Origin of the sequence: Peptostreptococcus porci, from assembly GCF_009695815.1 — a bacterium.
Lineage (GTDB): Bacteria > Bacillota > Clostridia > Peptostreptococcales > Peptostreptococcaceae > Peptostreptococcus > Peptostreptococcus porci.
Genome location: NZ_VUNE01000001.1, coordinates 659,076 through 673,493 on the forward strand (window position 1 = coordinate 659,076; position 14,418 = coordinate 673,493).

The following is a 14,418-nucleotide window of genomic DNA, read 5'->3' on the forward strand; positions in this document are numbered from 1 at the left end:
ATTTGATTAATAATTTAAAAAATAGAGGTATTTTAGTAACAAAACTATTATATCTCTATTTTATTGTTTTTTGAAAATGGTTTTTCAAAAAAACACCGAAAATAAGAAATAATAAAACGTTTTCTTAATTTGTTGCAGTTTTATTAACAAATTGCGAAACTAATAAAATTAGGAATATAAAGAATTGTTTGACATTACAGATAATTAAATGTATACTAAAAGAGAAATAATTAATTATTTAATTTAAGAGGAGGAAAAATAATGAAGGTTAAATTTAAAGACTCATTAGTAATCGGTTTTGCGTTATTCGCAATGTTCTTCGGAGCAGGTAACTTGATCTTCCCACCATTACTTGGTGTAGTTTCAGGTACTAAGTGGTTTACATCGTTTGCTGCATTCCTATTTGCTGATGGTGGTTTGGCATTGCTTGGTGTTATTGCTCTTACTAGAACTGATGGTGACATGGAAGCATTATTTACAAGAGCGGGGAGATTTATCGGTGTCCTAATCGGTAGTTTAATGATTTTATGTATCGGACCATTCCTTGCAATTCCGAGAACTGCAGCTACTACTTACGAAATAGGTATTAAGCCTACAATAGGAACAGGTTTAAGCCCAATCATTTTTGCAATTATATTCTTCGCTATAGTACTAGTTCTTACAATAAAGCCATCAAAGGTTGTTGATATAGTTGGTGCATTTCTGACTCCTGCACTTTTGATATGTTTGGCTGTATTGATTATTAAGGGTGTTGTAAGTCCTCTTGGACAGCCTTTGGAAAGAACTTTGGTTGATAATTTGGCTGTTAATGGTATCAATGAAGGATATCAGACAATGGATGCCATGGCTTCATGTATATTTGCTGGAATCGTAATAAGCTCTATTAGACAAAAAGGATATACAGAAAGAAAAGTAATGGTTAAGGCTACAATAGTTGCAGGTATAGTTGCTGTTATAGGTATGGCATTTGTATACGGTGGATTGACTTACCTTGGAGCAACAGTATCTCCTATATATGACAATACTGTGGAAAGAACAGCATTGATAGTTTCAATTACAGAAGGTATCCTTGGTGGAACTGGTAAGGTTATACTTGCGATAATTGTTGCACTTGCTTGTTTGACAACAGCTATTGGACTATCTTCATCTTGTGGAAATTACTTCAGCCAGTTGACAAAAGGAAAATTAAAATATGAAGTAATCGTAGTTGTTGTTTGTGTATTTTCAGCAGTTGTATCAAACTTTGGTGTTGATAAGATAATCGCAATTGCAGCTCCAATTCTTGGTATGATTTATCCAGCGGTTGTTGCATTTATCTTCCTTGGAATGATTAATGACAAAATTAAGAATAATAATGTGTTTAAGTGTGCAATATGGGTTGCTGTTATACTAGGTGTGTTACATACACTTCCTGGAATCAAGGCTTTCGCAAACGTGACAGCTTTAGCTAATTTTGCTGCTACACTTGATAAGCTACCAGGTGGTAATATTGGATTCTTCTGGGCAATACCTGTTTTGATTGCAGGAATAATTGGTAGATTTATACCATCAAAGAACGCCTAATAATTACAATTAGAAAATATTTTTGAGGCAGATTCTATTATAAAAATAGATTCTGTCTCTTTTTTATAGAAAATTATATTTTAAATCTCTTATGGTGTGGTATACAGATACTACTGTTTGATGGCATAAATTTCTATAAATTGCCTTATAATGAAGAATATTGTAGGAGAACCTATTTTATGATAGAATTAATTGAACATAAAAATGTGATCAGATAGTTTACAGAGGAGAAATTTATGAGTAATAATTGGGTGGAAATAAAGATAAAAACAACTACAGAGGCAGTAGAGGCAATAACAAATATTCTTTTTGAAAATGGGGCACAGGGGGCAATGATTGAAGATCCAAAGGATTTTTTATTTCAAAAGGCTCATGAGTACGATTGGGATTATATTGAGGAAGATGTTTTTAATACTGATGATGAAAATGTGTATATAAAAACATATATTTCAGAAGAAAATGATGTGGTTACTTTTATTGAATCGATAAAAATTAGAATATCTGAGCTGAGAAATTTTGGAATAGATATTGGTGCAGGCGAGATTTTTACAGACAATGTAAATGAAGAGGACTGGGCGAATAATTGGAAAAAGTACTACAAGCCTACCAAAATAGGAGATAGAATAGTAATAAAGCCGGAATGGGAAGAATATTGCCCATCTGAGGGTGATTTGGTTATTCATATGGATCCAGGTATGGCGTTTGGAACTGGTAATCATGAAACAACAAGTATGTGTATTGAAAATTTGGAAAAATACGTTTCGGAAAAATCGACGGTATTCGACATAGGATGTGGAAGTGGAATTCTTGGAATAGTAGCATCAAAACTAGGTGCCAAAAAGGTTGTCGGGATTGACATTGATGAAATGGCTGTAAAAGTAGCAAATGAAAATATTCAGAAAAACAATGTGCAGGATATTATGACAGCAATAGCTGGTAATATGACAGATAAAATTGAAGAAGGTGCGAAAGCAGATATTGTTGTCGCAAATATTATTGCAGACATAATAATGAAGATGTCAGGAGATGTCAGAAAATTGTTGAAAGATGACGGGATTTTTATTTCATCAGGCATTATTTTGGCAAAGGTAGATGAAGTATTGGAAAATTTGAAGGACAATGGATTTGAAGTTGTGGATGTTATCAAAAAAGGCGAATGGTCTTGTGTAATTGCCAAGTAACGGAGATATTATGGATAGATTTTTTGTGAAAAAGGAATGGATAGATTTTGAAAATAATTCAATGACAATAATAGGTGAGGATGTAAAACATATTTCAAAGGTCCTTAGATATAAGGTAGGAGATAGATTAGAAGTATGTGATGGAGCAGATAACGAGTTTATTTGTGAGATACTTGAAATTAACAAGGATAATATCTCGTTGGATATTGTAGAAAAGAATGAGCTTCGCAGAGAGAGCGATATTGAAATTAGGCTATATCAGGGTTTGCCCAAAAATACAAAGATGGAAATTATTTTACAGAAGCTTACTGAGAGCGGAGTTTCAGAGATAATTTTGGTTAATACGGATAGATCGGTGGTAAACATCGATGAAAAGAAGAGTGATAAGAAGCTTGAGAGATGGGAAAGGATTGTCTATGAATCAGCAAAGCAATGTAAAAGAGGAGTTATACCGAAATTGAAAGGGGTTATATCATTTAAGGATGCTCTAGAAGATATGAAAAATAATGACCTTAATATTTCTCCATACGAAGATGAAAACTCATCGGGAATAAAAGAGGTTTTGAGAAGTGATAATGTATTAAGTGTTATTGAGAGCAAATTAGACCCTCATGTAAAGCCTAAAATCGGTATTTTTATCGGACCGGAGGGAGGATTTACCGAAAAGGAAAATCTTTTAATTAGAGAGAATGGAGCGAAATCTGTAAAAATGGGACCTAGGATATTTAGGACTGAAACTGCGTCTATTGTTGCTACAGCCATCGTACAATACGAGTTTGGCGATTTGGGTAGAGTTTAGAAATAAAAATTGTTATTAGGAGGAAATATATTGAAAAAAGTTGCGTTTTACACTTTGGGTTGCAAGGTGAATCAATACGAAACTGAAGCGATGACAGAGCTATTTGAAAAAAATGGATATATAAGTGTCAATAGTGAAGAATACGCTGATGTATATGTTATAAATACATGCACGGTTACTCATATGTCCGACAGAAAGTCGAGACAGTATATAAGAAGAATGAAAAAGAAAAATCCGAATGCAATAATTGCTGTAGTAGGATGTTATTCCCAAGTTTCTCCAGAGGAAATATTAGATATAGAAGAAGTTAATTTAGTGATGGGAACAAATGACAGAAAGGCGATTGTAGAAAATATCGGCAAGTTGACCGTCGATTCAAAGGTAAGTACTGTCGATGACATAATGAAAGTAAAAAATTTTGAATCGATTGAAATTAGCCAGACAAATGGAAGGACCAGGGCCTTTATCAAGATTCAAGATGGATGCGATAGATATTGTACCTACTGCATAATACCGTATGCAAGAGGAAGAATAAGATCGAGAAAAATGGATGAAATAGTTGAAGAAATAGAGAATTTATCAAAAAATGGGTTCAAGGAGGTTGTCTTAACGGGAATCCATGTAGCATCCTATGGAAAAGATTTGAGAGATGGTAGTGACATATTGACAGTGTTGAAGGCTGTTCATAATATTGATGGAATAGAGAGGATAAGACTTAGCTCAGTAGAACCGAAATTATTTACCAATGAATTTATTTCCGAAATCTGTAGCATGGAAAAACTAGCCCCACATTTTCATCTTTCATTGCAAAGTGGAAGTGATGGAGTTTTGCAGAGAATGAACAGGAGATATAGTGCTGAAGAATATAAAAGAATCGTTGAAATATTGAGAGATAGAATTTCAGATGTTTCGATAACAACTGATGTGATTGTCGGATTTCCTGGTGAGAGCAATGAGGAGTTTTTAGAGACTTTAGGATTTTTGAAGGAATTAAAATTGATGCATACTCATATTTTTAAATATTCTCCGAGAAAAGGTACACCTGCTTCTATAATGGAAAATCAGATTGATTCTCAAACCAAAAACTTTAGGAGTGGTGTATTGTTGAGCTTATGCACAAAAAATTTCAGACATTTTGTAGAAAAATTTAAAGATAGAGAATTGAGAATACTTGTCGAAGAATTGGACAACGATGGATATTATGAAGGATTAACAGATAATTATATCAGAATAAAGGTAAAGTCAGAACACGACATAAGGGGAGAATTTGTCAACATAAGAATATTAGACATTATGGATGATTACTGCATAGGCGAATTGATTTCCAAATATTAACAAAAAATTCAAACAAAGAATTCGAACAAAGAAGTGAAATACTGACAATAATTAAATTCTAAAAACAATTGAATATTAATAAAAACAAAAAATATTCACATATTTTAATAAAAAATTAATAAATATTAAGAAAATCTTTATTGTTTACGTTTAATATATTAAATATAATATTAATTAGTTATTAACAAACAATCAAGGGGGATAATATTATGGGAGTATTATTTGGAAAAAACAGAGAGAAATTGAGAGAGTTAAAAGTGTGGGATATTTTGATTATTACGTTTATTTTGTTTTACTCTGCAATAGTTTCTTCGACTGAAGCTTTTTTGGCTACAGGCTCAAAGTCGATAATTCAAATGGAGGAAATAACTTCGGCTCAGAATTACTATGCAATGCTGGTTCAGGGTTCATTGTTGGTTTTAGTCTTTATCTATTTGAAACTGAGAAATTTTGATTTTTCACAGTGGAAATTTGAAATCAATATAAAGACGATATTTAGTGCAGTGTTGATTTTTATCCTAGTGGCATTAGTTATGGATTTATTTTCTCTTACTTATTTTCACTTTAGTGAAGTAGGTTCGTCAGCGGGTGCACAGTCACCGAATAGTGATTTTAGCATACTTGATATAATTTCATTATCATCTGTATTGTATGCTTTTTTGAATGGCTTTTACGAAGAAATATATTTTATAGGTATTTGTCTTGCAGTAAAACCAGAGCATAGAAAATATTATTTCTTATTTTCACTGCTGATAAGATTTTCTTTTCATACATATCAAGGGATTTTTCCAGCACTTGGTATATGCTTGGTGTTAGGTATAATATATTATACGCTATACACTAAATTTAAAAAAGACAATTTATTTTTATTTACATTTTCGCATACGATTGCTGACATAATAGGGCTGGGTATTATTTCATACTTTTTGTAGAAAAGATATGAAAAAGGTTATATAATAGTAGTAGGAAACATAATGCCATATTTTGTTTTACTATTTTAGTTAAATGACGTATGTAAAACATCGAAATGGCATTGGATCTTAGAATGTTCTGGATGTATATGGTTTTGAGGAGGATTATTATGATAATAACAACTACAAACAGTATTGAGGGAAGAGAAGTAGCTGAATACAAGGGAATAGTATTCGGAGAAGTTGTATCTGGAATTAATATTTTAAAAGATATTGGTGCAGGTCTTAGAAATTTCTTCGGTGGAAGAAGTCAGGGCTATGAAGATGAGCTTTTGGTAGCGAGAGAAAATGCTTTAAAGGAAATGGAAGACAGAGCTAGAAGCATGGGTGCTGATGCTGTAATCGGTGTAAAAATGGATTACGAGGTATTGGGAGCTGACAATGCTATGTTGATGGTTACATGTTCTGGTACTGCTGTGAAATTAAGATAAGATAGCGAGAGGAGATGCTTATTTATGGATTGTATATTTTGTAAATTAGCCAATGGAGAAATTCCGACAGATTTGGTATACGAGGACGAGAAGGTTGCTGCTTTTAGAGATGTGAACCCAGTTGCTCCTGTTCATATTTTAGTTGTTCCAAAGAAACACTATGTCAGCTTGGAAGACATTCCATTTGATGAGATGTCGATAATTGCCGATATTCATGCTGCAATAAGAAAAATTTCAGATAAAGAGGGTTTTGCTGTGGATGGATATAGGATTATAAATAACTGTGGAAAAGATGGTGGACAGGAGGTTCCTCATATTCATTACCACGTTTTGGCTGGAAAAAAGCTGACAAAACTTGTTACAGACTAATCACTGATTATTTACAAAAACTATTGATTAATCTAAAAAAATAGATTATAATATTATGGTATTAAACTAATTTATTTTAGGTTAATAAATCGCTAGTTGTAGGGAGGTGAAACAGATGTCAGAAGTAAGAGTAAGAGAGAACGAATCATTGGATAGTGCGCTTAGAAGATTTAAGAGACAGTGTGCTATGTCTGGCATAATGTCAGAAGTTAGAAAAAGAGAACACTATGACAAACCTAGTGTTAAGCGTAAGAAAAAGGCAGAAGCCGCTAGAAGAAAAAACGCTAAAAGATAGTAATAAGAAGAGGTGAAGGGGATGTCCCTTAAAGAAAAACTGCAAGAAGATTTAAAGTCTTCTATGAAAAATAAGGATACTTTAAGAAAGTCAGTAATTACTTTGGTTAGAGCTGCTATCAAGCAATATGAAGTAGATAATCGTGTCGAGTTAGGTGATGCTGAAATAATAGATATTATTTCAAAACAACTTAAACAAAGAAATGATTCTCTAATTGAATTTGAAAAAGCTGGCAGAGAAGATCTAGTTGAAGAAACAAAATCTGAAATACAAGTTTTAAAAGAATACCTACCTCAACAATTAAGCGAAGAAGAATTAGAAAAAATTGTGATTGAAACCATCGCCGAAGTTGGAGCCACTTCAATGAAGGATATGGGTAAGATCATGGCTAGTATTAAGCCTAAAACTGCTGGTCGTGCTGATGGCAGAAAGATAAATGAACTTGTGAAAAAGAATTTTGTATAAATGAAATCCCTATGCTACTTGATGGTGTAGGGATTTTATTTATGTAAAATTGAAATTATTAACTGAAATTAAATCTTGAAATAGTAAATTATCGAAAGTATACAATGATATTGATATTGTGATATTTGCAAGTATTTTATATTTATGTTAAAATATATTAGCACAAAGTGGTTTTTACTCAATTTTGAGTGTTTTTTTGTATTTTGTAAAAAACTATATAAAATAGATTATTCGAGAGGTGATATTTTTGAAAGATTTTACATCCAAAATACCTACGCCAATAACATCACTAGCTCTTGGCTGGGTAATTTTAGGAAATGTATTTCAAGGGGTTAATACTTTTTTGAGCGACTTGTGTATGGTGGCATCATTGATACTTATTGTACTGACATTTGCAAGTCTGTTGTTGAACCCGAAGAAGATAATTGAAAGCTTTAAGACATCCGTTGGAATGTCGCTATTCACGTCTATCACAATGGCGTTGATGATGATATCAATTTGGATGAAGGGCGTATTTGGACAGGCAAATATTTATATTTGGGTAGTTGGAGTAATACTTCATAGCATAATACTCGTTATCTTTACTATTAGGTATGTTGTCAACTTTAACCTTAATAATGTAACTCCGTCTTGGTTTTTGGTGTACACAGGACTTGGAATTGGAGCAATAACCTGTAGAGATTTCGGAATGATAGTTTTTGGGAAAGCTACACTGAGCTTTATTATTTTTGTTAGTGTGGTTTTGGCAATTCCGATACTTATTTCGATTTTTGTTAAGCGACAAAAGGTAAAAAATGCTTATAAGCCATTGTTTTCATTAATTAGTGTGCCATTAGGAATTATTATACCTGCGTATATATTTGTCTCTGAAAAAGTTAGCTCTAGTACGGTGCTGTGGATGACGATTCTGTTACAAATAATTTTCGTTGTAGTTTTAATAAATAGTTTGCTACAGGTGTTTAATGGCTTCTATCCTGGATGGTCATGCTATACTGTTAGTAGTGCAATCACATTGTATGCGACCTCAGTTGCAAATGACTTGTTCATTTCCAAGAAGCTAAACTATGTTTTTTTCCAGTATTTGTTGGATGTAGAGTATGTAGTTGTATTTATCATATGTTCAATTGTATTGTTGGCATATCTAATAAACGTATTGGACGATCCGTCTACTGAAGGAACACATTTGAATTTGACAAATTCAAACCACAATAGTGCCGCTATTAATAGATTTTCGATATCTGATATATTTTCTTCAAATAATAAAGCAAAAGAAAGAAAATTGTCTAGAGAAAAAAGACGAAATAGTGTATCTGATTCTGAAAAAAATGATAAGCCTGAGAAGAAAGATGTAAGATCGAGGTCTTCTAGAAAAATTCGAGAAACAAGTAAGCGTGAAATGGAAAATCAAGTTAATAAAAAAGAAAAAAAGGTTTTTGACGAAGAAGAAATGGACAAATTTTCTAGCTTGATTGACTAGATTAAAAGGATAAAAAATATCTGGTAGGAACTGAATCCTAACCAGTTACTGGAATAATGTGTAGGGTGTAAAAATCACCCTACACATTATTTTATCATAAAAAAAATATTATTAAAAGACTTTTAATATAAATTAAATCATAGTATATTATAAGTAACAAAATTAGTATCAAGAATTGATACCGAAGGGAGATGTTTTTATGAAGATAGCTATATCTGGTAAAAAAATAAAACTTACAGAGGGTATTACAGGATACATCGAAAAAAAATTTAGCAAGCTTGAAAAGTTACTTAACGACGATGCTGAATTAAGAGTTACAGTAAGTGCAAATAAGAAAGAAAAGCAAAAAGTGGAGGTTACTCTGGATAGTATTAATGGTCATATTGTCAGAGCCGAAGATGTCCAGGAAGACTTATATTCTGCTATCGATATTGTTTGCGATAAGCTTAATAGGCAGATAGTAAAATATAAAAATAAATTCAAATCGAGAACTACAGGAAATGATACCATAAGATTCGAGCAGTTTAATGAATTGGTTGAAGAGGAGATTGACGTGCTTCCAGAGGAAAATGAATTGGTATTTGAGAGAAGAAAGAGATTTAATCTTAGACCGATGAGTCCAGAAGAGGCGGTTTTGCAGATGAATTTGTTGGGGCATGACTTCTTCCTATTCAAAGATCAAGATACATTTGAGGTTTGTCTGGTTTATAGAAGAGGCGATGGTGGCTATGGTATAATTGAGCAGGATTGATAAATTTGAATCCTTAGAGGGTTTATATATAGAGATAATTATAATATAATTGTCTCACAGTATTTTAGAGGTTGTAGCAGAAATGCGCAACCTCTTTTCCTTACGTGGAATAAATAATTTTAACAAAACGAACTATGGTTAATAGAATTTATGATATAATTAAAACATACAGTTTTTATAAAAAAAAGGAGTGGATAATTTGATTACACAAAAGCAATTTCAGATATATGAACCAAAATTTGAAAGGGAGCTATTTGGAAATTTTGACGAAAATGTAAAGCTTATTGAAAAGAATTTAAGTATAGATGTAATATTGAGAGAGGGAAAGGTTATCTTAATAGGTGAAGAAAAAAATCTTGAAATGGCAATGAGATTGATGGAGGAGCTTCATGATATAGTTCAAAGTGGTAAATCTATCGACCGCCAACAAATCCTGTATACTATAGATTTGATGTTTTCTGGTAGTGAAGACAGAATGAAGGAACTTGAAGGTACTATTGTGATTACAAAAAAAGGAAATCCTGTCCAGCCAAAAACACATGGTCAAAAAGAGTATGTCAGTATTATTGAAAACAATGATATTACATTTGGGATTGGACCCGCAGGTACAGGAAAGACATATTTGGCAGTTGCCATGGCAGTGAAGGCATTTAAACAAGATGAAGTGACGAGAATAATTCTTACTAGACCGGCTGTTGAGGCTGGCGAATCGTTGGGATTTTTGCCTGGTGATATGAAGGATAAGGTGGATCCATACCTAAGACCCTTGTATGATGCCTTATTTGATATGTTTGGACCCGACAAATTTAACAAGTTTTTGGAAAGAGGTACTATAGAAGTTGCTCCATTGGCATTTATGAGAGGTAGAACTCTCGATAATGCATTTATTATCTTAGATGAAGCCCAGAACACGACACCAGAGCAGATGAAAATGTTTTTGACGAGACTAGGATTTGGCTCCAAAGCAGTTGTAACTGGCGATATAACTCAAACAGATCTACCGAGAAATAAGCAAAGTGGATTGGTGCAAGCTATAAAAATACTTGAAGGAGTAAAAGGAATCGGATACAAGGAATTGACTGAAAAGGATGTTGTCAGACATGAGTTAGTACAGAGAATTATCAAAGCTTATGCAAAGCACGATAAGAAAATGGAATATAAAGAAAATAAATCGGACAAAAGTAAAAGGGGAAGATAGGTGAACTTTGATGAAGATTATTTTAGATAATAGACAGGATGATAAGGAAATCAGTGAAGATTTATTGAAAAAAATTGAAAAAGTAATAGTTGCATGCTTGGAGTATGAGGATTATTCAGATGATTATGAAGTAAGCCTTTCTTTTGTCACAAATGATGAAATAAAAAACTTGAATAGAGATTTTAGAAATATAGATAAGGTTACGGACGTTTTGTCTTTTCCAATGCTGAGCGATGACGATTTTGAAATTGAATATGAAGAATATTCTTTGGGTGACATTGTGATTTCTGTTGATAGAGCCGAACAGCAAGCAATAGAATACGACCATAGCTTTGAAAGAGAAATATGTTTCCTAGTATGTCATAGTATGTTCCATCTTCTGGGATATGATCATATGCAGGAGGATGAGGCAGAGGAAATGCACACAAAGGAAAAAAATGTATTGGATTCCCTGGGAATAACTAGAGGTCAAAAATATGAGCAAGAGAGAAAATAAAAAGAAAAACAAGAGAAAGCAAAGCTTTGTGAAATCTGTAAATGCTGCTATTGAAGGAATAATGTACACATTTAGAAGTGAAAGAAATATGAAGTTTCATTATTTTTCTTCTTTTGGGGTATTGATGGCAAGTTTATTTTTTAATTTTTCAAAGATTGAATTTATTCTATTGTTAGGTGCAATAACGCTTGTTGTGGTTACGGAAATGATAAACACTGCTGTTGAGAAAACTGTTGACTTGATAACATCTGAATATAACATTCTTGCAAAGATTGCCAAAGACGTAGCTGCAGGGGCGGTTTTGGTGTCGGCTCTGTATTCTGTCGTAGTTGCATATATACTTTTTTACAACAAATTGACCTCTCTGACAGGAAATCTAGTTTTTAGGATAAGAGAGTCCGAGCTACACGTAACTCTAATATGTATAGTTATCGTTCTTATAGCCGTTGTTGTTGTAAAGACGATTACATTTACTGGAACACCATTGAAGGGTGGAATGCCTAGTGGTCATTCTGCATTGGCATTTGCGTTGGCAACATCTATAACTCTAATGACTGAAAGAGTAGAGCCATCATCCCTATCTTATCTTATGGCAGTGCTGGTTGCACAGAGTAGGATAGAAGGTAAAATACATACATTTTGGGAGACTATGGCAGGAGCGATGCTCGGCGTATTAATAGCAATAGTCGTATTCCAGTTGGGACTTTTCTATTAATATCAATATGTTTACTGTATTTATTAGTTGTGATATAATATACTGAGATATAGTATAAGTTAGGAGAAATATATGGAATTTAAATCTGGATTTGTGAGTATTGTAGGTAGACCAAATGTTGGAAAATCAACGTTGATGAACAGCATTGTCGGAGAAAAAATCGCTATTATGAGCGATAAACCACAAACTACAAGAAATACCATTCAAGCTGTTTTTACCGACGAAGATTGCCAAATTGTTTTTTTGGACACTCCAGGTATTCACAAACCTAAGAATAAACTTGGGGAAATGATGGTAAAATCTGCGGAGGATGCATTCAAAAATGTCGATTGTATTATTTTCGTAGTTGATGATTCTAAGAAAATTGGAAAAGGGGATTCGATGATAATCGAAAATCTAAGAAAGACAAAGACACCAGTTTTTTTAGTTATAAACAAAGTTGATAAGTTTGCCGATAAGGAAGAGCTGTTTGACTTGATAAAGATGTATGACGATTTAGAGGTCTTTGAGCAGATTGTTCCTACATCAGCGCTTAAAGGATCGAATGTAAGTCGACTTGTTGACGTAATAAAGTCTAATTTAAAAGAAGGACCAAAATATTTTCCAGATTACATGGTGACTGACCAGCCTGAAAGGGTTTTGGTCTCAGAGCTGATAAGAGAGAAAGTATTGATGTACTTGAATGATGAAGTTCCTCATGGTGTAGCCGTTGAAATAGAAAAAATGAAAACAAGAAAATCAAACGATATTATCGATATTTCAGCAGTTATTTATTGTGAGAGAGATTCACATAAAGGTATAATCATCGGGAAAAATGGTAGAAAGCTAAAAGGTATTGGAAAGTCTGCCAGAGAAGAAATAGAGTTGCTTTTAGGAATAAAAGTAAATTTGCAACTTTGGGTGAAGGTCAAAGAAAATTGGAGAAATTCACACAATTATATTAACAATTTTGGTTTAAATGAAAATAGGGATTAGTTTAAAAAGGTGGTAATATGGACAAAAAACAGGACTCGTCGCGAGAGTTGTTTAACGATGTAAAAGAAATGATGGACGAAAATAAGCTCATTGAGTTGAGAGAAATGCTTGAAGAATATCACAAGATGGACATTTATGATGTTTTACTTGAGTTGGATGAAGTCGACAAGGTAAAACTATTTGAAATACTTCCACTTGATACGGCTGCTTCGATTTTGGAGGAGTGTGATGTTGAGTTTTTCACTAGTATTGTGTCCATGATTGATGAACAACACGCTAGGAGTATTTTTGACGAAATGTCGTTGGGTGATTTGTCTGACATTTTGAGAGAATTGGAAGATGATGAAAGAGAGAAGATTTTGGATCTTGTCAGCAAGGAAGATGAGGATGAATTAAGAGAATTACTTGCTTATTTAGATGAAACTTCAGGCTCTACGATGAAGAAGGGGTATGTTACTGTTAACAAAAATTTAAACGTAGCTCAAGCCATTAGGCATATTAGAGCTGAAGCTGTCGATGCGGATTCTATTTATTACATATATGTAATCGACAATGAAAAGAAGCTAGTTGGAGTCTTATCACTTAGAGATTTATTTTTGGAAAGAGATTCTGCAATCGTTGAAGATATAATGGTAGAAAATGTCAAATCCGTAGGTGATAACGATGATAGAGAAGAAGCTGTAAAGCTTGTTTCCAAATATAATCTAGTGGCGATACCTGTTGTGGATAGCGAAGGCATACTAAAAGGTATAATCACTGTCGATGACATACTTGATGTAATGGAAGAAGAAGCTACAGAGGATATGTATAAATTCGCTGGAAGTAACGAGCATGAGAGAGATGTGGCTGAAAATGAAAAATCAACTTTGAGAGAGCAAATTTTATCTTGCGTAAGAGGTAGAGTTCTTTGGTTGATAATAACTGCAATCTTTTCATTTGCAACTGTGTATATATTTATGAACTTCAAGGAGTTGATGAATACAGAGATGTATAAATTAATTTTCTTTGCACCGATTGTTATTGCTATGGGTGGAAACGCTAGCTCACAAGCCTCTGCTGTTACAATAATCAACTTAACAAGCAAGGACAGTGATGTGGATTTTGCTACTATTCAAAAAGAGGTAATCAGTAGTATTATAAATGGTATAGTCGTTGCAATTATTGTTGCGATAATAGTTTCACTATTTGTAGGTAATGCAGGTATCACTATGATAGTTTCAATTGCCACTCTGATAAATATAATACTAGGAGCCACATTTGGAACATTGATTCCGATGATCTTGGAAAAAATGGAGTCCGACCCATCGGTGATTTCTTCTCCGATAGTGACTGTTTGTATGGATATAATTGGGATGTTCGTTTATTTATTACTGATTTCGATAATCCTTTAATAATAC

Annotated in this window: 16 protein-coding genes; all 16 read left to right on the forward strand. The window is 33.1% G+C overall.

Annotated features, from left to right (window positions below):
* The first annotated feature begins 261 nt into the window (after positions 1–261).
* Positions 262–1,563 (forward strand): branched-chain amino acid transport system II carrier protein, encoded by a 1,302-nt coding sequence (gene brnQ / locus FYJ71_RS02940; RefSeq protein WP_154537303.1) that lies wholly within the window; start codon positions 262–264, stop codon positions 1,561–1,563.
* A gap of 236 nt (positions 1,564–1,799) precedes the next feature.
* Positions 1,800–2,744, forward strand: coding sequence for a 50S ribosomal protein L11 methyltransferase (gene prmA, locus FYJ71_RS02945; protein WP_154537304.1), 945 nt, complete (start codon positions 1,800–1,802; stop codon positions 2,742–2,744).
* A 10-nt stretch (positions 2,745–2,754) separates the two neighbouring features.
* The gene (locus FYJ71_RS02950; protein WP_154537305.1) at positions 2,755–3,543 is read left to right on the forward strand and encodes a 16S rRNA (uracil(1498)-N(3))-methyltransferase; all 789 of its coding nucleotides are present in this window, start codon (positions 2,755–2,757) and stop codon (positions 3,541–3,543) included.
* 30 nt (positions 3,544–3,573) lie between these two features.
* Positions 3,574–4,878 (forward strand): tRNA (N(6)-L-threonylcarbamoyladenosine(37)-C(2))-methylthiotransferase MtaB, encoded by a 1,305-nt coding sequence (gene mtaB, locus FYJ71_RS02955; protein ID WP_154537306.1) that lies wholly within the window; start codon positions 3,574–3,576, stop codon positions 4,876–4,878.
* A 209-nt stretch (positions 4,879–5,087) separates the two neighbouring features.
* On the forward strand, positions 5,088–5,810 hold the full coding sequence (locus tag FYJ71_RS02960; RefSeq protein ID WP_154537307.1) for a CPBP family glutamic-type intramembrane protease: 723 nt from the start codon (positions 5,088–5,090) through the stop codon (positions 5,808–5,810).
* 149 nt (positions 5,811–5,959) lie between these two features.
* On the forward strand, positions 5,960–6,280 hold the full coding sequence (locus FYJ71_RS02965) for a putative heavy metal-binding protein (protein ID WP_154537308.1): 321 nt from the start codon (positions 5,960–5,962) through the stop codon (positions 6,278–6,280).
* A 24-nt stretch (positions 6,281–6,304) separates the two neighbouring features.
* Complete coding sequence (locus FYJ71_RS02970; RefSeq protein ID WP_154537309.1) at positions 6,305–6,649, forward strand: histidine triad nucleotide-binding protein; 345 nt, start codon at positions 6,305–6,307, stop codon at positions 6,647–6,649.
* A 115-nt stretch (positions 6,650–6,764) separates the two neighbouring features.
* Entirely contained in the window at positions 6,765–6,944 is a 180-nt protein-coding gene (gene rpsU, locus FYJ71_RS02975) for a 30S ribosomal protein S21 (protein WP_002844447.1), read from the forward strand.
* Positions 6,945–6,965: 21 nt separating this feature from the next.
* Positions 6,966–7,409 (forward strand): GatB/YqeY domain-containing protein, encoded by a 444-nt coding sequence (locus FYJ71_RS02980; protein ID WP_091992501.1) that lies wholly within the window; start codon positions 6,966–6,968, stop codon positions 7,407–7,409.
* A 247-nt stretch (positions 7,410–7,656) separates the two neighbouring features.
* On the forward strand, positions 7,657–8,886 hold the full coding sequence (locus FYJ71_RS02985) for a TDT family transporter (RefSeq protein WP_154537310.1): 1,230 nt from the start codon (positions 7,657–7,659) through the stop codon (positions 8,884–8,886).
* A gap of 199 nt (positions 8,887–9,085) precedes the next feature.
* Entirely contained in the window at positions 9,086–9,637 is a 552-nt protein-coding gene (gene hpf, locus FYJ71_RS02990) for a ribosome hibernation-promoting factor, HPF/YfiA family (protein WP_154537311.1), read from the forward strand.
* A 199-nt stretch (positions 9,638–9,836) separates the two neighbouring features.
* Positions 9,837–10,835 (forward strand): PhoH family protein, encoded by a 999-nt coding sequence (locus tag FYJ71_RS02995; protein ID WP_154537312.1) that lies wholly within the window; start codon positions 9,837–9,839, stop codon positions 10,833–10,835.
* Between the two features lie 10 nt (positions 10,836–10,845).
* Positions 10,846–11,331: an rRNA maturation RNase YbeY gene (ybeY, locus tag FYJ71_RS03000; protein WP_154537313.1), complete on the forward strand. Its 486-nt coding sequence runs from the start codon at positions 10,846–10,848 to the stop codon at positions 11,329–11,331.
* Positions 11,312–12,046: a diacylglycerol kinase gene (locus tag FYJ71_RS03005; protein WP_154537314.1), complete on the forward strand. Its 735-nt coding sequence runs from the start codon at positions 11,312–11,314 to the stop codon at positions 12,044–12,046. Before ybeY ends, FYJ71_RS03005 begins: the two co-directional genes overlap by 20 nt.
* A gap of 72 nt (positions 12,047–12,118) precedes the next feature.
* On the forward strand, positions 12,119–13,021 hold the full coding sequence (era, locus tag FYJ71_RS03010; RefSeq protein WP_154537315.1) for a GTPase Era: 903 nt from the start codon (positions 12,119–12,121) through the stop codon (positions 13,019–13,021).
* 17 nt (positions 13,022–13,038) lie between these two features.
* Positions 13,039–14,412 (forward strand): magnesium transporter, encoded by a 1,374-nt coding sequence (gene mgtE, locus FYJ71_RS03015; RefSeq protein WP_154537316.1) that lies wholly within the window; start codon positions 13,039–13,041, stop codon positions 14,410–14,412.
* Positions 14,413–14,418: the final 6 nt, after the last annotated feature.

Excerpts from the sequence above, each read along its gene's own strand:
- prmA (WP_154537304.1), top strand. The coding sequence starts at position 1,800 with ATGAGTAATAATTGGGTGGAAATAAAGATAAAAACAACTACAGAGGCA.
- FYJ71_RS02980 (WP_091992501.1), top strand. The coding sequence starts at position 6,966 with ATGTCCCTTAAAGAAAAACTGCAAGAAGATTTAAAGTCTTCTATGAAA.
- ybeY (WP_154537313.1), top strand. The coding sequence starts at position 10,846 with ATGAAGATTATTTTAGATAATAGACAGGATGATAAGGAAATCAGTGAA.
- hpf (WP_154537311.1), top strand. The coding sequence starts at position 9,086 with ATGAAGATAGCTATATCTGGTAAAAAAATAAAACTTACAGAGGGTATT.
- FYJ71_RS02965 (WP_154537308.1), top strand. The coding sequence starts at position 5,960 with ATGATAATAACAACTACAAACAGTATTGAGGGAAGAGAAGTAGCTGAA.
- FYJ71_RS03005 (WP_154537314.1), top strand. The coding sequence starts at position 11,312 with ATGAGCAAGAGAGAAAATAAAAAGAAAAACAAGAGAAAGCAAAGCTTT.
- FYJ71_RS02960 (WP_154537307.1), top strand. The coding sequence starts at position 5,088 with ATGGGAGTATTATTTGGAAAAAACAGAGAGAAATTGAGAGAGTTAAAA.
- FYJ71_RS02970 (WP_154537309.1), top strand. The coding sequence starts at position 6,305 with ATGGATTGTATATTTTGTAAATTAGCCAATGGAGAAATTCCGACAGAT.
- era (WP_154537315.1), top strand. The coding sequence starts at position 12,119 with ATGGAATTTAAATCTGGATTTGTGAGTATTGTAGGTAGACCAAATGTT.
- rpsU (WP_002844447.1), top strand. The coding sequence starts at position 6,765 with ATGTCAGAAGTAAGAGTAAGAGAGAACGAATCATTGGATAGTGCGCTT.
- mgtE (WP_154537316.1), top strand. The coding sequence starts at position 13,039 with ATGGACAAAAAACAGGACTCGTCGCGAGAGTTGTTTAACGATGTAAAA.
- FYJ71_RS02950 (WP_154537305.1), top strand. The coding sequence starts at position 2,755 with ATGGATAGATTTTTTGTGAAAAAGGAATGGATAGATTTTGAAAATAAT.
- brnQ (WP_154537303.1), top strand. The coding sequence starts at position 262 with ATGAAGGTTAAATTTAAAGACTCATTAGTAATCGGTTTTGCGTTATTC.